Origin of the sequence: Pseudomonas sp. CM27, assembly GCF_013179515.1 — a bacterium.
GTDB lineage: Bacteria > Pseudomonadota > Gammaproteobacteria > Pseudomonadales > Pseudomonadaceae > Aquipseudomonas.
Genome location: NZ_JABMCN010000105.1, coordinates 1 through 18,582, shown reverse-complemented (window position 1 = coordinate 18,582; position 18,582 = coordinate 1). Strand labels below are relative to the sequence as shown.

The 18,582-nt window shown below is 62.8% G+C and carries 21 protein-coding genes and 1 pseudogene; 16 read left to right on the top strand and 6 right to left on the bottom strand.

The window, feature by feature from the left end; all coding sequences use genetic code 11:
* The first annotated feature begins 57 nt into the window (after positions 1-57).
* The 13 genes and pseudogenes from ccmD to HP547_RS14745 all read left to right on the top strand — a co-directional run bounded on the left by ccmD (position 58) and on the right by HP547_RS14745 (position 9,645).
* A complete protein-coding gene (gene ccmD / locus HP547_RS14805; protein ID WP_012273475.1) occupies positions 58-234 on the top strand; it encodes a heme exporter protein CcmD in 177 nt (58 codons plus the stop codon).
* Positions 231-686 carry a cytochrome c maturation protein CcmE gene (gene ccmE, locus HP547_RS14800; RefSeq protein WP_172230176.1) on the top strand — a complete coding sequence of 152 codons (456 nt, stop codon included), beginning with the start codon at positions 231-233 and terminating at the stop codon, positions 684-686. Before ccmD ends, ccmE begins: the two co-directional genes overlap by 4 nt.
* Before the next feature lie 11 nt (positions 687-697).
* The gene (locus tag HP547_RS14795; RefSeq protein ID WP_172286687.1) at positions 698-2,671 is read left to right on the top strand and encodes a heme lyase CcmF/NrfE family subunit; all 1,974 of its coding nucleotides are present in this window, start codon (positions 698-700) and stop codon (positions 2,669-2,671) included.
* A complete protein-coding gene (locus HP547_RS14790; RefSeq protein ID WP_172228650.1) occupies positions 2,668-3,204 on the top strand; it encodes a DsbE family thiol:disulfide interchange protein in 537 nt (178 codons plus the stop codon). The genes HP547_RS14795 and HP547_RS14790 overlap by 4 nt, the downstream gene beginning before the upstream one ends.
* Positions 3,201-3,677: a cytochrome c-type biogenesis protein gene (locus tag HP547_RS14785; protein ID WP_172228648.1), complete on the top strand. Its 477-nt coding sequence runs from the start codon at positions 3,201-3,203 to the stop codon at positions 3,675-3,677. Before HP547_RS14790 ends, HP547_RS14785 begins: the two co-directional genes overlap by 4 nt.
* Entirely contained in the window at positions 3,670-4,872 is a 1,203-nt protein-coding gene (ccmI, locus tag HP547_RS14780; RefSeq protein WP_172286686.1) for a c-type cytochrome biogenesis protein CcmI, read from the top strand. Before HP547_RS14785 ends, ccmI begins: the two co-directional genes overlap by 8 nt.
* 12 nt (positions 4,873-4,884) lie before the next feature.
* Entirely contained in the window at positions 4,885-5,301 is a 417-nt protein-coding gene (locus HP547_RS14775; protein ID WP_172286685.1) for a hypothetical protein, read from the top strand.
* Between the two features lie 103 nt (positions 5,302-5,404).
* Positions 5,405-5,539, top strand: a pseudogene (locus HP547_RS14770) (2-hydroxyacid dehydrogenase); the annotation flags it as partial.
* Between the two features lie 51 nt (positions 5,540-5,590).
* Positions 5,591-6,379: a PhzF family phenazine biosynthesis protein gene (locus HP547_RS14765; RefSeq protein ID WP_172286684.1), complete on the top strand. Its 789-nt coding sequence runs from the start codon at positions 5,591-5,593 to the stop codon at positions 6,377-6,379.
* Between the two features lie 181 nt (positions 6,380-6,560).
* Positions 6,561-6,968, top strand: coding sequence for a GFA family protein (locus HP547_RS14760; protein ID WP_172286683.1), 408 nt, complete (start codon positions 6,561-6,563; stop codon positions 6,966-6,968).
* 181 nt (positions 6,969-7,149) lie between these two features.
* The gene (locus HP547_RS14755) at positions 7,150-7,488 is read left to right on the top strand and encodes an FKBP-type peptidyl-prolyl cis-trans isomerase (protein ID WP_172228638.1); all 339 of its coding nucleotides are present in this window, start codon (positions 7,150-7,152) and stop codon (positions 7,486-7,488) included.
* A gap of 256 nt (positions 7,489-7,744) precedes the next feature.
* Entirely contained in the window at positions 7,745-8,407 is a 663-nt protein-coding gene (locus HP547_RS14750) for a histidine phosphatase family protein (protein WP_172228636.1), read from the top strand.
* Between the two features lie 44 nt (positions 8,408-8,451).
* Positions 8,452-9,645, top strand: a complete 1,194-nt coding sequence (locus tag HP547_RS14745; protein WP_172286682.1) for a D-amino acid dehydrogenase — start codon at positions 8,452-8,454, stop codon at positions 9,643-9,645.
* 118 nt (positions 9,646-9,763) lie between these two features.
* Here HP547_RS14745 and HP547_RS14740 read toward each other — a convergent pair whose 3' ends face one another.
* The 3 genes from HP547_RS14740 to HP547_RS14730 form a co-directional block, all read right to left on the bottom strand.
* Positions 9,764-10,492, bottom strand: coding sequence for an aspartate/glutamate racemase family protein (locus HP547_RS14740; protein WP_172286681.1), 729 nt, complete (start codon positions 10,490-10,492; stop codon positions 9,764-9,766).
* Positions 10,493-10,508: 16 nt separating this feature from the next.
* Positions 10,509-12,041 (bottom strand): NCS1 family nucleobase:cation symporter-1, encoded by a 1,533-nt coding sequence (locus tag HP547_RS14735; RefSeq protein WP_172286680.1) that lies wholly within the window; start codon positions 12,039-12,041, stop codon positions 10,509-10,511.
* A gap of 472 nt (positions 12,042-12,513) precedes the next feature.
* Positions 12,514-12,951 (bottom strand): Lrp/AsnC family transcriptional regulator, encoded by a 438-nt coding sequence (locus HP547_RS14730; protein ID WP_172229294.1) that lies wholly within the window; start codon positions 12,949-12,951, stop codon positions 12,514-12,516.
* Between the two features lie 133 nt (positions 12,952-13,084).
* Here HP547_RS14730 and HP547_RS14725 point away from each other — a divergent pair, with 133 nt between their 5' ends.
* Together HP547_RS14725 and HP547_RS14720 are read left to right on the top strand one after the other, a co-directional pair.
* Positions 13,085-13,984 carry a DMT family transporter gene (locus HP547_RS14725; RefSeq protein WP_172229292.1) on the top strand — a complete coding sequence of 300 codons (900 nt, stop codon included), beginning with the start codon at positions 13,085-13,087 and terminating at the stop codon, positions 13,982-13,984.
* A gap of 217 nt (positions 13,985-14,201) precedes the next feature.
* Positions 14,202-15,128 carry a class I SAM-dependent methyltransferase gene (locus HP547_RS14720; protein WP_372242895.1) on the top strand — a complete coding sequence of 309 codons (927 nt, stop codon included), beginning with the start codon at positions 14,202-14,204 and terminating at the stop codon, positions 15,126-15,128.
* Between the two features lie 123 nt (positions 15,129-15,251).
* Here the strand turns inward: HP547_RS14720 and HP547_RS14715 are convergent, their stop codons facing one another.
* On the bottom strand, positions 15,252-16,253 hold the full coding sequence (locus tag HP547_RS14715; protein WP_172229288.1) for a sulfate ABC transporter substrate-binding protein: 1,002 nt from the start codon (positions 16,251-16,253) through the stop codon (positions 15,252-15,254).
* A 218-nt stretch (positions 16,254-16,471) separates the two neighbouring features.
* Positions 16,472-17,290 carry an ion transporter gene (locus tag HP547_RS14710; protein WP_172229286.1) on the bottom strand — a complete coding sequence of 273 codons (819 nt, stop codon included), beginning with the start codon at positions 17,288-17,290 and terminating at the stop codon, positions 16,472-16,474.
* A gap of 159 nt (positions 17,291-17,449) precedes the next feature.
* Between HP547_RS14710 and HP547_RS14705 the strand changes: the two genes are divergently transcribed.
* Positions 17,450-18,277 (top strand): RHS repeat-associated core domain-containing protein, encoded by an 828-nt coding sequence (locus HP547_RS14705; protein ID WP_172286678.1) that lies wholly within the window; start codon positions 17,450-17,452, stop codon positions 18,275-18,277.
* Positions 18,278-18,284: 7 nt separating this feature from the next.
* Here the strand turns inward: HP547_RS14705 and HP547_RS14700 are convergent.
* A partial coding sequence (locus HP547_RS14700) for an urea transporter (protein ID WP_172286677.1) occupies positions 18,285-18,582 on the bottom strand: 298 nt, incomplete at its 5' end.

The following is an 18,582-nucleotide window of genomic DNA, read 5'->3' as shown; positions in this document are numbered from 1 at the left end:
GCGGGCCAGCTGGGTCAAGGACGAAGTGTTGAACAGCCTGGGGCGGAGGGCGGCACAATGAGTTTTGCCACCTTCGGTGACTTTCTCGCCATGGGCCACCATGGCCTGTACGTGTGGTCGGCCTATGGCATTTGCCTGGCAGTGCTGGCGCTGAATGTCGCCGCACCCCTGTTGGCCCGCCGTCGTTACCTGCAAGAAGAGGCGCGCCGTTTGCGCCGGGAGAACAACCAGTGAATCCGCAGCGCAAGAAACGCCTGTTGCTCATCGTCGGCCTGCTGGTCGGCGTCGGGGTTGCCGTCGGCTTTGCCTTGAGCGCATTGCAGCAGAACATCAACCTGTTCTACACACCCACCCAGATCGCCAACGGCGAAGCGCCGCAGGATACGCGCATCCGCGCCGGCGGCATGGTCGAGAAGGGCTCGGTGCAGCGCTCGGCCGACTCGCTGGACGTGCGCTTCGTGGTCACCGATTTCAACAAGTCGGTGCCCATCACCTACCGCGGCATCCTGCCCGACCTGTTCCGCGAAGGGCAGGGTATTGTTGCCCTCGGCAAGGTCAACGCCGAAGGCGTGGTCGTGGCCGATGAGGTGCTGGCCAAGCACGACGAGAAGTACATGCCACCCGAGGTCACCAAGGCCTTGAAGGAAAGCGGCCAGGCCGCCGCCGGCGCGGAGGCCAAGCCATGAACGCTGCACTGGTGATCCCCGAACTCGGCCAGCTGGCAATGATCCTGGCCATCTGCTTTGCCATCGTGCAGGCGAGCGTGCCGCTGCTCGGCGCCTGGCGTGGCGACAGCCTGTGGATGAGCCTGGCGCGGCCGGCGGCCTGGGGGCAGTTTGCCTTCCTGGCCTTTGCCTTCGCCTGCCTGACCCATGCCTTCATGACCGACAATTTCTCGGTTGCCTATGTAGCCAGCAACTCCAACAGCGCCTTGCCCTGGTACTACAAGTTCAGTGCCGTATGGGGTGCCCACGAAGGTTCGCTGCTGCTGTGGGCGCTGATCCTCGGCGGCTGGACGTTCGCCGTGTCGGTGTTCTCGCGGCAGTTGCCGCAGGTGATGCTGGCCCGAGTGCTGGCGGTAATGGGCATGATCAGCGTGGGCTTCCTGAGCTTCCTGATCATCACCTCCAACCCGTTCCAGCGGCTGCTGCCGCAGGTGCCGACCGATGGCCGTGACCTTAACCCGCTGCTGCAGGATTTCGGCCTGATCGTCCACCCGCCGATGCTGTACATGGGCTATGTGGGCTTCTCGGTGGCCTTCGCCTTCGCCATCGCCGCCTTGCTCGGCGGTCGTCTGGACGCAGCCTGGGCGCGCTGGTCGCGGCCCTGGACCATTGTCGCCTGGGCCTTCCTCGGGGTGGGTATCACCCTGGGCTCCTGGTGGGCTTATTACGAGCTTGGCTGGGGGGGCTGGTGGTTCTGGGACCCGGTGGAAAACGCCTCGTTCATGCCCTGGCTGGTGGGCACGGCGCTGATCCACTCGCTGGCAGTGACCGAAAAACGCGGTGTGTTCAAGAGCTGGACCGTGCTGCTGGCCATTGCCGCGTTCTCGCTGAGCCTGCTGGGGACTTTTCTGGTGCGTTCCGGCGTGCTCACCTCGGTGCACGCATTTGCTGCCGACCCGTCGCGCGGCATTTTCATCCTGATCTTCCTGTTGTTCGTGGTCGGTGGTTCGCTCACCCTGTTCGCCCTGCGTGCGCCCGTGGTCAAGAGCCAGGTCGGCTTCACCCTGTGGTCACGTGAGACGTTGCTGCTGGCCAACAACCTGGTACTGGTGGTGGCGGCCTCGATGATTCTGCTCGGTACGCTGTACCCGCTGGTGCTCGATGCGCTTACCGGGGCCAAGCTGTCGGTCGGCCCGCCGTACTTCGATGCCTTGTTCCTGCCGCTGATGGCCTTGCTGATGGTGGTGATGAGCGTGGGCGTGCTGGTGCGCTGGAAGGACACCCCGGGCAAATGGCTGGTCAGCATGATGACCCCGGTGCTGATCGGCAGCGCCATCCTCGCCCCGGCTGCCGGCTTCATCGTCGACGACTTCGACTGGCCGACCCTGACCGCCTTCGCCCTGGCCGCCTGGGTGGTGCTCGGCGGGCTCCGTGACATCTTCGACAAGACCCGCCACAAAGGCCTGATCAAGGGCTTGCCAGGCCTGGGTCGCAGCTACTGGGGCATGCAACTGGCGCACCTGGGCCTGGCGGTGTGCGCGCTGGGCGTGGTGCTGTCGAGCAACAACAGCGCCGAACGCGACCTGCGCATGGCGCCGGGCGAAAGCGTGGAGCTGGGCGGTTACCAGTTCCTGTTCCAGGGTGCCAGGCATTTCGAAGGGCCGAACTTCATCTCCGACAGGGGCACCGTGGTGGTCAGCCGCGATGGCCGTGAGGTCACCACGTTGCACCCGGAGAAGCGCCTGTACACCGTGCAGCAGTCGATGATGACCGAGGCCGGCATCGACGCCGGCTTTACCCGTGACCTGTACGTTGCCCTCGGCGAGCCACTGGAAAACGGCGCCTGGGCCGTGCGCGTGCACATCAAGCCTTATGTCCGCTGGATCTGGCTGGGCGGTCTGCTGACTGGCCTGGGTGGGTTGCTGGCGGCCCTCGACCGGCGCTACCGCGTCAAGGTCAAGACCCGGGTGCGTGAGGCCCTGGGCGTGTCTGGAGCAGCTGCATGAAGCGTTGGATCATGGTAGTCCCACTGGTGGTGTTCCTGCTGGTGGTGGTGTTCCTGTACAAGGGGCTGTTCCTCAAGCCCGACGAGCTGCCTTCGGCAATGATCGGCAAGCCATTCCCCGCGTTTTCCCTGGCCTCGACCCAGGGTGACCGCACGCTGACCCAGGTCGATCTGCACGGCCGCCCGGCGCTGGTCAACGTCTGGGCCACCTGGTGCCCGTCGTGCAAGGTCGAGCACCCTTACCTGAACCAGCTGGCCCGGCAGGGCGTGGTGATTCACGGGGTCAACTACAAGGACGACAACGCCGCCGCGCAGAAGTGGCTGGCCGAATTCCACAACCCCTACCAGCTGGATATCCGTGACGAGCAGGGCAGCCTGGGCCTGGACCTTGGCGTGTATGGCGCGCCGGAAACCTTCCTGATCGATGCCAAGGGTGTGATCCGCTACAAGCACGTGGGCATCGTCGATGCCACCGTGTGGCGTGAGCAGCTGGCGCCGCTGTATCAGGGCCTGGTCGACGAGGCCAAGCCATGAAGCGCTGGCTGGCAGCCGTTGTGCTGGGCCTGGGCGTAGCGAGTGTGGCCAAGGCAGCCATCGACACCTATCAGTTTCGCGATGATGCCGAGCGCGAGCGCTATCAGCAGCTGACCAAGGAACTGCGCTGCCCCAAGTGCCAGAATCAGGACATCGCCGATTCCAACGCGCCGATTGCCGCCGACCTGCGCCGGGAAATCTTTCGCATGCTCGGTGAAGGCAAGAACAACCAGCAGATCGTCGACTTCATGGTCGACCGCTACGGCGATTTCGTGCGCTACAAGCCGGCGCTCAGTGGCCGCACCTGGCTGCTGTGGTTTGGCCCGGGAATATTGCTGACGGGTGGTTTCGTGGTGCTGGCGCTGATCGTGCGCCGCCGCCGCAGTACGGCCGCACCGGGCGGTAATGAGTTGTCTGCCGAAGAACGCGAGCGTCTCGCCAAACTGCTGGATAAAGAACAGACCCATGATTGAATTCTGGCTTAGCGCGGGCCTGCTGCTGCTCGCTGCCCTCAGCTTCCTGCTGATCCCGATCCTGCGTGGCCGTCGTCGGCAGGCAGAAGAAGACCGCACCGCCCTGAACGTGGCCCTGTACCAGGAGCGCATCGCCGAACTGGCTACCCAGCAGGCCGCCGGAGTGCTCGACGAGGCGCAGCTGGCCAAGGGCCGCGACGAGGCTGCCCGAGAGCTGCTGGCCGATACCGAAGGCGCCGAGGCACCCCGTCAGGGCCATCTTGGCAAGGCCTTGCCGTTGCTTGCGGCCGTACTGGTGCCGCTGATGGCGCTGGGGCTGTACCTGCATTTTGGTGCGGCCGACAAGGTGGCCCTGACCCAGGAGTTTGCCCAGGCACCCAAGTCGATGGAAGAAATGACTACCCGCCTGGAGCGCGTGGTCAAGGCCCAGCCGGATTCGGCCGAGGCCCTTTACTTCCTCGGCCGCGCCTATATGGCCGATCAGCGCCCCGCTGATGCCGCGCGTACCTTCGAGCGTGCCGTGGCCCTTGCCGGTCGTCAGCCAGAGCTGCTCGGGCAGTGGGCCCAGGCCTTGTACTTTGCCGCCGACAAGCAATGGAGTCCGCAACTCCAGGCCTTGACTGACGAAGCATTGCAGGCCGACGCCAACGAAGTGACCAGCCTGGGCCTGCGCGGTATTGCCGCGTTCGAAGGCGAGCGCTATCAGGAAGCCATCGACTACTGGAAGCGCCTGCTGGCGCAGTTGCCGGAAGGCGATACCTCACGTGCGGCCCTGCAGGGCGGCATTGATCGCGCCGCCGAGCGCTTGGGCGGCTCGCCAGCGCAGGCCGCAGAGCCCGCGGCGGCAGTAGCAACGGCCCGTTTGAAGGTGCGGGTAGAACTGGCTGCCGCGTTGCAGGACAAGGTCAAACCGGAGGACACGGTGTTCATCTTTGCCCGCGCCAGCAATGGCCCACCGATGCCGCTGGCGGCCAAGCGGGTGACGGTGGCGCAGTTGCCGATCGAGGTGGAGTTGTCTGATGCCGATGCGATGATGCCGCAGATGAAACTGTCCGACTTCAGCGAAGTCCAACTGGTTGCACGTGTGTCACGGGCTGGCCAGCCTACCCATGGCGAGTGGATTGGCCATGGCGCGCCAATGCCCAGCGCCAGCCAGGCCACCCAGCACCTGACCATCGACAGCCCTGACAAGTAAGAGAGCACTGCCATGCACAGCACCGTCCGCCTGACCCTGATCACCCTGGCCCTGGGTTTGTCTGCGTGTACGGTGCATCAGCCGTACGAGCAGCCCGCGCCACCGATCGAGCGGGTGCCGCCGCAGGGGCCGGTGGTGAAGCCGCTGCCGGGTGGGAAACCGTCCACCCAGCCGAGCAAGCCAGCGGCGATTCCCAAGCCGATGCCACGGACCTCCGCCAGCTTTGCGCCACCGCCTGGCGGGGCCAGCCACTGGGACCCGAAGCTGGGTGTCTACGTACTCGAGAAGCAACCCAATACCTTCTACCGCCAGCGCACCTACTACCGATTCGATAATGGCTGGAGCTGGTCGCTGAGCCCGAACGGACCTTGGCAGGACACCGACAGCAGTGGTGTGCCGGGTGGGCTGGGGCGCGCTTTCGGCCAGTAGAGCGGGCTTGCCCGCAAAAGTGCCGAAACACCTGCCGACGCCATCCAGCGGCATGCCGACGAAATCGATGCCGTACTGACTCGCGGCGCGCTCGGTCAAGGTGCTGGGGTACTCCGTGCTCACACCCCACGTAGCCGGCCAGTCACCGGAAGCGGCGCGCGCTACGGTCAATCGGGTGCTGCGCAACCTGCAGGCGTTCTTCGCCGGCGAACCCGTGTTGACCCCAGTGCGCCTGTAACCTTTTCCCAGATATCCGCCTGGCAGCGCCCAGGTAACAAGGAGTGTGTGCATGCAACTCGAAATCTTCCAGGTCGATGCCTTTTCCGCCGAACCCTTCGGTGGCAACCCGGCTGCAGTGATCCCGCTGCAGAGCTGGCTGCCGGACGACGTGCTGCAGCGCATTGCCGAAGAGAATAACCTGTCGGAAACGGCTTACTTCGTACGTAATGGGGGAACCTTCGACCTGCGCTGGTTCACGCCCACCGTGGAAGTCGACCTGTGCGGCCACGCCACCTTGGCCTCGGCCTATGTGCTGTTCGAACAACTGGGCGAGCATGCCCAGGTGCTGCGCTTCAATACCCGCAGCGGCGAGCTACGCGTCAGCCGGGGCGCTGACGGGCTGCTGGCCATGGACTTCCCGGCCAAGCAACCGGTGGCTGTGGACGTACCGGCCGGGCTGCTCCAGGCGTTGGGCCTTAGCCAGGCGCAGGCGCTGTACCACAGCGACGATTATGTGGTGGTGATCGATGACGCCCTGTTGCTCGATACGCTGAAGCCGGACTTCGTTGCGCTGTCGGCGTTCGATGTGCGCGGCATCGCCGTGACCGCCGCAGGCCGTGGCTTTGATTTCGTCACGCGCTGGTTTGGCCCGCGGGTTGGCGTCAATGAAGACCCGGTGACAGGTTCGGCGCATACCTCGCTGGCGCCGGTCTGGGCCGAACGTTTGGGCAAGCACGTGTTGACCTGCGAGCAGGGCGGTGTGCGCAAAGGGCAGCTGCTGTGTGAAGTGCCGGGCAATGGCCGGGTGATAATCAGTGGGCGTGCGGCGCTGTACCTGCGCGGCACTGTGTTCATCTGACCGACCGATATTGCCCCTTGTAGGAGCGGCCTTGCGTCGCGATGGGCTGCGAAGCGGCCCCAGGATCCAACGTGTCCGCTTGAATCCTAGGGCCGCTTCGCAGCCCATCGCGACACAAGGCCGCTCCTGCAAGAGCGCGCATCTATACTTGCAGGCCCATCTTCCGCTCAAGGAGCCAGCCATGGCCCTGGAAAAACACGGCACCTGCCTGTGCGGCGCTACCCGGCTTACCGTCACCGTCGACAATACCCACATCAGCGCCTGCCACTGCAGCATGTGCCGCAAGTGGACCGGCGGCCCGCTGCTGGTGGTCGATTGCAGCAAACCCCCGCTGATCGAAGGGCGTGCGCCCAGCGTCTACGATTCGTCCGACTGGGCTCAACGCGCTTTTTGCGGCCAATGCGGCACACATCTCTACTACCGGCTCAAGGCCAACGACTTCCATGCCGTCCCGGTCGGCCTGCTCGACGGCGACCAGGACTGGGATTTCAATATGCAGATCTTCGTTGAAGAGAAACCTGCCTGGTACTGTTTTGCCAACCAGACCAGGGAAATGACCGGGCAGCAGGTGTTTGAGCAGAGCAGCTGATTCAGGTCGGTGCACTTGTCAGCCCTGATGCGCTCCCTACGGCTGGCTCGCCTCCGCGCCCAGCCATGCCTCCAGAGAATGCCACCGTGCATCTATCTTTTGCCTGACCCCGCACACACTTGCCAAACCGGTGCATTCCTGAGAAAAGGGCGGCTTTGTTTTCCAGCGTTGGAGTGTCCCCGTGAGCCAAGAACTGCAGATCATCGACCTGGTCGAGGGTGAAGGCAAAGCCGCCGTCAAAGGCGCCCTGATCACCACCCAGTACACCGGCTGGCTGGCCGACGGCAGCGAGTTCGATTCGTCCTGGTCGCGCGGCAAGCCGTTCCAGTGCGTGATCGGCACAGGCCGGGTGATCAAGGGTTGGGACCAGGGAATCATTGGAATGCGGGTCGGCGGCAAGCGCAAACTGTTGGTGCCGGCCCAGCTGGGCTATGGCGAGCGCAGCATGGCGGCAATCCCGCCGAATTCGGACCTGACCTTCGAGATCGAATTGCTGGAAGTGCTGACGCGGGATGATTGATGAGGGCCCTGCATACGGGCACCGACCTATTACCCAGGTTCTGGCACCGTACACAATTCAGCAACACCGTTCCCTTAATCTAAGCCTTGCCCAGGGAACGGCATCCACCTCCAGGGAGGAACCAAACGGGTTCAGGGCACTCTGACCCTCACTCGTTGCCAAGGATGGCATTCACTACTAATGGCGCCCGGTGATACCGCAAGCGGGGCGATGTGGCGGGTATACCCGATTTTCTTTGCCACACGAGCCTGCCTTGATGAAGTTGCCTACATTCTTCCGCCGTCGTCGCCCCTTGCTGCTGAGCCTGGTGCTTGCAGCCGTCGCCGTACCGTTGGCGATGGAGGCAATCGAAAGCCGGGCACAACCGGTCGATGGCACCCAGACCCTGGTGTTCCTGCGCCATGCCGAAAAGCCGGGCGAGGGGCTGGGCCAGTTGAACTGCCAAGGCCTCAACCGTGCGCTGGATCTGGCCACGCTGTTGCCCGAGCGCTTCGGCAAGGCCGACTATGTGTTCGCTGCCAACCCTTCACGGCATGTCGAGGAAGGCAGCCAGGAGCAAACCTACAGCTACATTCGCCCGTTGATGACCATCACCCCCAGCGCCATCCGCCTGGGCCTGCCGGTGAACATCGACTACGGCGCCAACGATACCGACGAACTGGCCGATGAGCTGCTGAGCGACAAATACCGCAACGCGACGGTGTACACCGCCTGGTCCCACGGTTACCTCCCGGAGCTGATCAATAGCGTGGCCGGCAAGGCCCTCGGTGAAGAGCGGGTGATCACCGAGGACTGGAGCGGCGACGACTTCGACACCCTCTACGTACTGACCCTGACCTGGCATGACGGCAAGGCCAGCCTGCTCAGCCGCAACGTGCGCCAGGGCCTGAACGACGGCGCGCATAGCTGCCCGAGCTGATCCGCTGGTACTGTTCGGCCATGGTGCCGGAACAGGGATGAGCGATGAAACAGCGTGTGGCGGTAATTGGCGGTGGCGTGATTGGCCTGGCGACGGCCTACGCCCTGGTCCGCGAGGGGCATTCGGTCGACCTGATCGAAGCCCGCGACAGCCTGGCGTCGGCCACCAGCTTCGCCAACGGCGGGCAATTGTCCTATCGCTATGTGGCACCGCTGGCCGACGCCGGCGTGCCATGGCAGGCGCTGGGCTGGCTGTTGCAGGGCGAGTCGCCGCTACGCTTGCGCTTGCGCATGGACCCGGCGCAGTGGCGCTGGCTGTTGGCGTTTACCCTGGCCTGCCGGCGCAGCGTCAATCGCCGCAATGCCGCGCAGTTGCTGGACCTTGCGCTGCACAGCCAGGCTGTTCTGGCGCAATGGCGCGAAAGCCAGGACTTCGGCGATTTTGCCTGGCGACGAAACGGCAAGCTGGTGGTCTTTCGCAGCGAGCGCGCTTTCACCCATGGCCGCGATCAGCTGCTGGACCCGGCCAGCCAGCGTGTGCTGAGTACAGCCGAGCTGCGCGTGTTGGAACCTGCACTAGATGGCGCGCCGTTCGTAGGCGGCGTATTTACACCCGATGAAGAAGTCGGCGACTGCCACCTGTTCTGTCAGCGACTGGCGGCGCTGCTGCGCGCTTCGGGCGAGTGTCGTCTGCTGCTCGGCCAGCCGGTAACGCAACTGGTGCGGCACCAGGACCGGGTGGTGGCGCTGCAGCTGGGGCTCGACCGGCTGGACGTCGAACAGGTGGTGCTGTGTGCCGGGCATCGCGGCACAGCTTTGGCTTTGCCAGGCATGAAGCTGCCGGTCTACCCGTTGAAGGGGTACAGCCTGACCGCACCGATCAGTGCCGGGCACCAGGCGCCGGAGCTGAGCCTGACCGACTATGAACGCAAGATTGTCTATGCCCGTCTGGGGCAGCAACTGCGAGTGGCGGCGATGGTGGACATTGTCGGCTTCGACGAGTCGGTAGAAAAACGCAGGCTGCAGAGCATGCGGCGGTTGGCGCTGGAGACGCTGCCCAAGGCTGCAGATTATGGCCAGGCGGTGGAATGGGCAGGGATGCGACCGGCGACACCGACCGGCGTGCCGATGATTGGCGGCACGCTGTATCGCAATGTGTGGCTGAACCTGGGGCATGGGGCCTTGGGATTCACCCTGGCCTGTGGCAGTGCGCAGCGGTTGGCCAGGATGATGGATTAGCAGGACCGGCCCTGTCGCCGGCAAGCCAGCTCCCACAGGTACCGCAGGCCTCAAACCTTGCGCAGTCCCTGTGGAAGCTGGCTTGCCGGCGACAGGGCCGGTACGGGTAAACAGAAGGCTAGCGACCGAAGCGCATCGGCCAACCCACCACCTTCTTCGCCCGCGGCGTGGCATAGGTGCGCACCTTGGAAGTGCTCAGCCCCATGCGCACCAGCGATTCGGCAATGGTCACCGCCGCGCTCACACCATCCACCACCGGCACGCCAGTGCGCTGGCGGATCTGTTCATCAAGCCCGGCCATGCCGCCGCACCCCAGGCAGATCACCTCGGCCTTGTCCTCACGCACAGCGCGTTCGGCCTGCTCGACAATCGCCTCCACCGCCCGTTGCGGGTCGGCCTCCAGTTCCAGCACCGCCAGCCCACTGGCCCTTACCGACGCGCAGCGGTCATACAGGCCGGACAGCTTCAGCCGGTCCTCGATCAGCGGCACGGTGCGGTCCAGGGTGGTCACCACCGAGTAGGCGTGGCCCAGGTACATCGCGGTGCTGGCGGCGGCATCGGTGATGTCAACCACCGGTACATTCAGCAGTTCCTGCAGGCCTTCACGGCCATGCTCGCCGTAACCGGCCTGGATCACGGCGTCGTAAGGGCCCTCGTAGGCCAGCACCCGGTCCATTACGGCGATGGCGGCCAGGTAGCTTTCGAAGTTGCCTTCCACCGATTCGGCGCCGAACCAGGGGGTGAGGCCGACGATTTCGGTACCGGGCAAGGCCACGGCCCGGGCCTGCTCTGCAATGGCTTCGGTGATGGCTTCGGTGGTGTTGACGTTGGCGATCAGGATACGCATGTTCGGTTTTCCCCGGTCAGTGGCTGCTGTGGTCGACGGCAATGCATTCGCCGCTGACATCAAAGTATTGGCGGTGGCGTGGCGCGATCAGCAGGTACACGGCGGCGGCGATGCCGGCCCCGATCAGCCAGGAGAACGGCGCCACGCTGTGGAAGTTGGGCACCAGGGCCAGGACGATGGCCAGTAGCGCGGCCGGCAGGAAGGCGGCCACCGCGCGCAGGTTGATGCCCTTGGTGTAGTGGTAGGCGCCGGCCGGGTCTTCGCTGTACAGCTGCGGCACGTTGATGCAGCCTTTGCGCAGCAACCAGTAGTCGGCCATGATCACCCCGTACAGCGGGCCGAGCAGGGCGCCCAGGCCGGACAGGAAGTAGACGATCACCAGCGGGCTGTTGTAGAGGTTCCAGGGCAGGATCAGCACGGCGAGGGTGGCGCTGATCAGCCCGGCGCGCTTGAAGTTCAGGTGGCGTGGCGCCAGGTTGCTGAGCACGAAGGCCGGGGCGACGAAGTTGGCCATGATGTTCACCGCCACGGTGACGATCAGGAAGGCCAGGCAGCCGAGCACCAGCAATGGCGTGCTGGGGATGGCGGCGACGATCTGCGTCGGGCTGTCGATGATCTGGCCATTGATCTGGAACTGCGCGCCGCACAGCACCACGGTGATCATGGCGAACACCAGGATGTTCACCGGCAGCCCCCAGAAGTTGCCGACGCGGATGGTCTTGCGGCACGGCGAGCTGCGGGCGAAGTCACAGAAGTTCAGCACCAGGGTGCCGTAGATTGCCAGCCACAGCGCGCCGCCGGCGAAGATGTTGCGCCACATATCAACGCCGGTCAGTGGTGCGGCCACCGACCAGGCGATATGCGCGTCAGCCTTGATGTACATGAACACCGCCAGGGAGGCGACCGTCATCAGGATTACCGGGCCGGCGAAGGCCTCGTAGCGGCGCACCATCTCCATGCCGTAGGCCAGGATCCCCAGCTGCACCAGCCAGATCGCAACGAAGCAAACCCAGCCCAGGCTCGACAGGCCGAGAATGCTGTCATGATCGTAGGCGGCCAGTTGCGGCCACACGGCCGTCAGCAACACGCGCAGCACCACTGACGCCAGGTAGGTCTGGATACCGAACCAGGCAATGGCAATGACCGCGCGGATCAGCGCCGGGATCTGCGCGCCGTGGATGCCGAAGGCGATGCGGCTGATGACCGGGAACGGCACGCCGGTCTTCTGCCCCATGTAGCCCGACAGGTTCATGAAGAAGTACACCAGCGCCGCACCAATGCCCAGCGACAGTAGAATCTGCCAGCCACCCAGGCCGAGGGCGAACAAGCCCATGGCGAACGAATAGTTGGCGATGTTGTGCACATCGTTTGTCCACAAAGCGAAGATGCTGTAGCGCCCCCAGCGCCTGCCTTCGATGCGCGTCGGGGCAAGGTCGCGGTTATGCAGGCGCGGGCTCAGGGCAAGTTCCGGCGGGTTGCCGGCGAGGGTGGAAGCGGGGTGGGTGCTGGCGACGGATAGTTCAGGGGCAAGGTCGAGGCTGTTGCTCATTCCGGCGGGCTCCTGATGCACGTGACTGCGATGAGCGGGCATGCGCACGGGCTCGCCATCTCGTCGGTGCAGCGTTGGCATCACAGGGTTCTGGGCGCGGCGGCCGCTGTTGGGGCGGCGTCGCGAGTTCTTGTGTATTTATGTTTTGGTCGGTTTGTATACAAAACACGAACACACAAAAGCCAGTTCCATGCCAAGGGAAAAGCACACTTCAGGTGGCCATCATTTTGAATCTATCTAGTTGAAAGATAAGTTGATGAAATGACGAAGTTATAAGTTGACCAAATGAACAGGTTTAAATTTCAAGAGGCATAATTAGTTGATCATTTGGTCAAAATTAGTTGTGAGTACGGTGTAACGTATTGGGGCGTTACCTAAAAAGTGCACACAAAAATGGCACCTAAGGTGACATTCTTGTGTACAAAAAATAGGCAGCTTTTCCAGTGCGGGCCTTTTCGGGGCACCGCTGACATCAATTCATTGGCGGTAACCGCCGCTTGACCGGGCTCTTCTTGACGATCGCGGTATTGGTATCGGCCAGTACATTGATACGGTCGAGCAAGGTGTCCAGCTGCTCCATCGAGCGCACGTGCAGCCGGGCGATGAAGCAGTCCTCGCCGGTAACCTTGTCGCATTCGGTGAACTCGGGGATGGCAATGATCTGCCGCTCCACCTCGTGCAACTGCCCCGGCAAAGGGCGAATGCGCACGATCGCCTGCAACTGGTAACCAAACGCGTGCGGGTCCACCTCCACGGTGTAGCCGCGCAGCACGCCGCGCTCTTCCAGGCGGCGCAGGCGCTCGCTGACGCTGGGCGCGGACAACCCGCTGACCTGGCCCAAGGCTTTGAGCGAGCGGCGCGAGTCCTCCATCAAGGCATTGATCAGGGTCTGGTCGATGTCATCCGTCATTTTCGCCTCGTTAGGTAAACTATGTAATTCGCCTTGATAGTAAAGGTCATTTTTCCAATCTGCCTTGGTTTTCCGCTGGAAGGCCCGCCAGTAACCTTCGCATACTGTTGCCATCGTCAATGGGAGGTGTGGGATGGACAGTTCGTTGCGCCGTGGTTCGCTGGAAATGGTCGCCGCCATGCTGATTTCGGGGACCATAGGCTGGTTCGTGCTGGTATCGGGTCAGCCGGTGCTGGACGTAGTGTTCTGGCGTTGTGTGTTCGGCGCGGTGACGTTGCTGGTGATTTGCGCTGCGTTCGGTTTTCTGCGGCCAGGTGTGATCAGCCGCACGGTGTTCCTGTTGGCAATTGTCAGTGGCATGGCCATCGTCGGTAACTGGCTGCTGTTGTTTGCCTCGTACTCGCGAGCGTCCATCGCTATCGGCACGGCGGTGTACAACGTGCAGCCGTTCATACTGGTAGGCCTGGCGGCGCTGTTTCTAGGCGAGAAGATCACCTTGGCCAAGCTCACCTGGCTGAGCGTGGCGTTCCTCGGCATGCTGGCCATCGTCAGCGCCCATGGCACGGGGCAGGGGGGCGGCGAGGACTACCTGCTGGGCATCGCACTGGCCTTGGGGGCGGCGTTCCTGTACGCAATTGCGGCGTTGATCATCAAGCGCCTCAGTGGCACACCCCCGCATCTGATCGCCTTGATCCAGGTGACTACAGGCGTGCTGTTGCTGGCGCCGTGGGTCAAGCTCGGCGGGCTGCCGGTTGAAGTGCCGGCGCTGACCAGCCTGCTGACCCTGGGCATGGTGCACACCGGCTTGATGTATGTGCTGTTGTACAGCGCGATCCAGCGCCTGCCCACGGCGTTGACCGGCGCGCTGTCGTTCATCTACCCGATTGCGGCGATTCTGGTCGACTGGGTGGCGTTCGGGCATCGCCTGGCGCCGCTGCAGTGGCTGGGGGTGGGGTTGATCCTGCTGGCCGCGGCGGGGATGCAGCAGGGCTGGTGGTTCAGGCCCAAGGTGTTAGTGGTCAAGGGCCATTGAGGCCGCTTCGCGCCCTATCGCCGGCAAGCCAGCTCCCACAGTACTGCACCGCTCTTGAGGCTTGCGCAGTAACTGTGGGAACTGGCTATTGCACTGCTCCGGCGAATGCGCAGGCGTTGACGTTTACGCGGAACCTGTGGGAGCTGGCTTGCCGGCGATAGGGCGCAAAGCGCCCTCAGGGGGTAGAATGCCGCTTTTTGCCAGCCTGCGACCCACCATGACCTCGCCCATCCAGACTCTGGAGCAACACCTGCTCGCCGCCCTCGACCCTGCCCCGCAGGAAACCCGCCGCCTGTTCCACGGCCGCGGCCGCTGCTGGCCGGGCCTTGAGCAGGTCACCGTCGACTGGCTGCAAGGGGTGTTGTCGGTCGCGCTGTTCCGCGAGCCGCCCGAAGGCCAGCTGGCCGAACTGGAAGCCATGCTGCACAGCCTGGCCGAGCAACCACTGTGGACTGGTCAAGCCATCATCATCCAGCACCGCTACCTGCCCGACAGCCCGGGCCAGTGGCTGCTGGGCGAGCCATGCCAGCAACGCGAGGTGGTCGAGGACGGCCTGACCTACCTGCTGGACCTGGGCGTGCGGCAGAACAACGGCCTGTTCCTCGACATGCGTCATGGCCGGCGCTGGGTGCGCGAGCAGGCTGCAGGCAAGCGCGTGCTGAACCTGTTCGCCTACACCTGTGGCTTCTCGGTGGCCGCGATTGCCGGTGGCGCCGAACAGGTGGTGAACCTGGACATGGCCAAGTCGGCGCTGGCTCGTGGACGGGACAACCATCGGCTCAATGGTCACGATGCCTCGCGGGTGGCGTACTTGGGGCACGAGCTGTTCAAGTCATGGGGCAAGGTGCGCAAGTATGGGCCGTATGACCTGATCATCATCGACCCGCCGACGTTCCAGCGCGGCAGTTTCGTGCTGACTCAGGACTACGCGAAGATTTTGCGGCGCTTGCCAGAGCTGCTGAACGAGGGTGGGACAGTGCTGGCGTGCGTGAACGACCCGGGGATCGGGCCGGAATTCCTGATAGAGGGGATGGCGGAGCAGGCGCCGACACTGGCATTTGTCGAGCGCCTGGAAAACCCGCCGGAATTTCCGGATGTTGACCCGGCGGGTGGGCTCAAAGCCTTGGTATTCCGTCAGATCTGATATTGCCTGCACCGGCCCTGTCGCCGGCAAGCCAGCCCCCACAGGGACTGCACAGTATGCAAGACCTGTGCAGTACTTGTGGGAGCTGGCTTGCCGGCGATAGTGCCGACTTGCCTGCATCAATTACTGATTATTGGTGTAGATCTGGTCAAACACCCCACCATCGTTGAAGTGGGTCTTCTGCACGGTGCGCCAGTCACCAAAGGTCTTCTCCACCGACAGGAAATCGACTTTCGGGAAACGGTCGGTGTACTTGGCCAGTACCGTCGCGTCGCGCGGGCGCAGGTAGTTGTTGGCGGCGATTTCCTGGGCCTCTGGCGACCACAGGTACTTCAGGTATTCCTCGGCTACGGCCTGGGTGCCTTTCTTCGCCACCACCTTGTCGACCACACTCACCGGCGGCTCGGCTTCGGCCGACACGCTCGGGTAGACCACTTCGAACTGATCCCGGCCAAACTCACGGGCGATCATCTCGGCTTCGTTCTCGAAGGTCACCAGCACGTCACCAATCTGGTTGGTCATGAAGGTGGTGGTGGCCGCACGGCCGCCGGTGTCCAGCACGGGTGCCTGCTTGAACAGCTTGCCGACAAATTCCTTGGCCTTGTTCTCGTCACCGCCTTGCTTGAGCACATAGCCCCAGGCCGACAGGTAGGTGTAGCGGCCGTTACCCGAGGTCTTCGGGTTGGGCACGATCACCTGCACACCGTCCTTGAGCAGGTCGGGCCAGTCCTTCAGCGCCTTGGGGTTGCCCTTGCGCACGATGAACACGGTGGCCGAGGTGAATGGCGCGCTGTTGTTCGGCAGGCGGGTCACCCAGTTGTCCGGCACCAGCTTGCCGTTGTCGGCCAGAGCATTGATGTCGGTGGCCATGTTCATGGTGATGACATCGGCCGGCAGACCATCGATCACCGCACGCGCCTGCTTGCTAGAGCCGCCGAAGGACATCTGCAGGTTGACCTTCTCGTTGTGCTCGGCTTCCCAGTGCTTCTGGAAGGCCGGGTTGTAGTCCTTGTAGAAGTCGCGCATCACGTCGTAGGAAACGTTCAGCAGGGTCGGGGCGGCCTGGGCGATGTTGCCCAGCGCCAGGCCTGCGGCGAGCAGCGAGGCGGTGAAGAGTTTTTTCACGTTGCTTCCTTGTTCTTGAAGGTTTTTGGGGCAGATTGCCAGCGACTATAGCGGGTGGGTTTGCGCGGGTTAAAGAACAAAAATGACTTTGGTTATTCCGCTGCCTATACCGGCCCCATCGCCGGCAAGCCAGCTCCCACAGGTACTGCACAAGGCTTGATAGCTGTAGTGCACTTGTGGGAGCTGGCTTGCCGGCGATAGGGCCAGATCAGGCAACATCACTGTTTGGGAAACAACCCATTCCCGCACCGGGAACAGAACGCCGCCCCATGCTCATGGGTTTTCTTGTGGCAGGTCGGGCAATCATGCTGCAACTGCTCGCCGCGCATTGCATTGGCCAGCTCTGCGGTGAAGATCCCGGTCGGCACGGCAATAATCGAATAACCGGTAATCATCACCAGCGACGACAGCACCTGCCCGAGTGGCGTTTTCGGCACGATGTCGCCAAAGCCTACCGTCGTCAGGGTAACGATGGCCCAGTAGATCCCTTTGGGGATGCTGGTGAAGCCATGCTCCGGCCCCTCGATCACATACATCAAGGTGCCGAACACCGTCACCAGGGTCGATACGCTGACCAGGAACACGATGATCTTCTGCTTGCTGCCGCGCAGCGCCTCCATCAGGTAGTTGGCCTGCTTGAGGTACGGGCTGAGCTTGAGCACGCGGAAGATCCGCAGCATCCGGATCACCCGGATGATCAGCAGGTACTGAGCGTCGCTGTAGTACAGCGCGATGACCCCCGGCACGATCGCCAGCAGGTCGACCAGGCCGTAGAAGCTGAAGGCATAGCGCAGGGGCTTGGGCGAGCAGTACAGGCGGGTGATGTACTCGGCCAGGAAGATCGCGGTAAAGCCCCACTCGATGGCGGCCAGCAGGCCGGCGTAGCCTTGGTGAACCTCGTCGATGCTGTCGAGGATTACCGTGACCAGGCTGGCCAGGATGATCAGCAGGAGGATCTTGTCGAAGCGCCGGCCGGCTACGGTGTCGGTCTGGAAGACGATGACGTAGAGGCGTTCGCGCAAAGATTGCGAGGACATGAGGTACCTGATACTTGACGTTGATGATCAACACTAAGGTGCGCGGGTGAGATGCACAAGCCGGCGCAGAGCTAGGGAACTGTTAGAAATGCCAGTTTTCCGCTGCAAGGGCAGCGGCCATCATTGAGCCTCAGTCTGCTTGAAAATGGAGCGAACAGAATGTCTGGATTACCTGCTTCACCCCCGTGCGCCGGCGAAACCCTTCTGCTGCAGGATGATGGCCTCGGTAGTACCGTCGCCGATCAGCGCGTTCGTCGTGAGGAGTGGTCTTTTCCACCCTATGGGCAGCTTCCCAAGCAGCGGGCCGGCGGCGGGCTGCGGTTTGTCGGGCAGTGGTTTGATCCCGCAGTGCAGGGATATCTGATGGGCAACGGGCACAGGGTGTATCGCCCGGCAATCATGCGGTTCCTGAGCTCCGACAGCCTAAGCCCCTTTGGTGCGGGCGGAGTCAACGCCTACGCATACTGCTCTGGCGATCCCGTAAATTTTCACGATCCTTCGGGACGTGGCAGAACGCTTCTTACCAAGCGGTTGAATAAATTCAATCTACCGAAGGAACCCCTTCGCGATTTTCTTAGACCACTGATTGATATAGAGAATTTTGGTAAGAAAAGGACGGTATACAAACTTAAAGGCGAACAATTTGAAAGGTATGAGTTCATGGGGTTTGGGACTAAGATCAAGGGGGAAAAGCTCTCCAGAACTAGGGTATTTGACTCCTTCTTGAGCGACGAGGTTTTTTATCGGCGTGACGATTTGTTTATTCCGGCAAGCAAAGCTCCTCCAAGCACAGTCGAAGGCCTTCTGAACGCTGGTTTTAGAAAATTCAAGTTTGACGTCGATACTCTTCTCGAGGCCATATCGCCTAAAGTGGGGAAAACCCGAGCCGTCGGAATTGCCGATCTCAGCCTGAATGTCCAGAGCAACGACTATGGTAATGATCTTTCCGTTCTAATGCAGCGCACTAGAAGTACATCATCGAACTAAGTGGCCTTCACATGCGTTGGGTCAAGTCTTGATGCGATCTGCCTGGTTTCATTTGAACCAGGACGGCGCCCATGACCCAGCTGGCGACGACGAATGGAGCAGTCAGCAGCGGCAGGTCGAGGTTGGACGCAGTTCGTTGAATAACGATCGCCATGACGATCGCCAGCAGTGTCACCCACGGCCGCTCTCCTTGCCGACTGAATGCCAGTGCCGCCAGCGCGGCGTTGAAGCCATAAAGTCCAAGCCATGCCGCCTGGAAATCGCCGGCTAGCCAAGCTACGCCGGCGCCTAGCAATGAGCCAATT

Coding starts and splice junctions, on each gene's coding strand:
- ccmD (WP_012273475.1), top strand. CDS start 58: ATGAGTTTTGCCACCTTCGGTGACTTTCTCGCCATGGGCCACCATGGC.
- HP547_RS14790 (WP_172228650.1), top strand. CDS start 2,668: ATGAAGCGTTGGATCATGGTAGTCCCACTGGTGGTGTTCCTGCTGGTG.
- HP547_RS14785 (WP_172228648.1), top strand. CDS start 3,201: ATGAAGCGCTGGCTGGCAGCCGTTGTGCTGGGCCTGGGCGTAGCGAGT.
- ccmI (WP_172286686.1), top strand. CDS start 3,670: ATGATTGAATTCTGGCTTAGCGCGGGCCTGCTGCTGCTCGCTGCCCTC.
- HP547_RS14775 (WP_172286685.1), top strand. CDS start 4,885: ATGCACAGCACCGTCCGCCTGACCCTGATCACCCTGGCCCTGGGTTTG.
- HP547_RS14765 (WP_172286684.1), top strand. CDS start 5,591: ATGCAACTCGAAATCTTCCAGGTCGATGCCTTTTCCGCCGAACCCTTC.
- HP547_RS14760 (WP_172286683.1), top strand. CDS start 6,561: ATGGCCCTGGAAAAACACGGCACCTGCCTGTGCGGCGCTACCCGGCTT.
- HP547_RS14750 (WP_172228636.1), top strand. CDS start 7,745: ATGAAGTTGCCTACATTCTTCCGCCGTCGTCGCCCCTTGCTGCTGAGC.
- HP547_RS14745 (WP_172286682.1), top strand. CDS start 8,452: ATGAAACAGCGTGTGGCGGTAATTGGCGGTGGCGTGATTGGCCTGGCG.
- HP547_RS14740 (WP_172286681.1), bottom strand. CDS start 10,492: ATGCGTATCCTGATCGCCAACGTCAACACCACCGAAGCCATCACCGAA.
- HP547_RS14735 (WP_172286680.1), bottom strand. CDS start 12,041: ATGAGCAACAGCCTCGACCTTGCCCCTGAACTATCCGTCGCCAGCACC.
- HP547_RS14730 (WP_172229294.1), bottom strand. CDS start 12,951: ATGACGGATGACATCGACCAGACCCTGATCAATGCCTTGATGGAGGAC.
- HP547_RS14725 (WP_172229292.1), top strand. CDS start 13,085: ATGGACAGTTCGTTGCGCCGTGGTTCGCTGGAAATGGTCGCCGCCATG.
- HP547_RS14720 (WP_372242895.1), top strand. CDS start 14,202: ATGACCTCGCCCATCCAGACTCTGGAGCAACACCTGCTCGCCGCCCTC.
- HP547_RS14710 (WP_172229286.1), bottom strand. CDS start 17,290: ATGTCCTCGCAATCTTTGCGCGAACGCCTCTACGTCATCGTCTTCCAG.
- HP547_RS14705 (WP_172286678.1), top strand. CDS start 17,450: ATGTCTGGATTACCTGCTTCACCCCCGTGCGCCGGCGAAACCCTTCTG.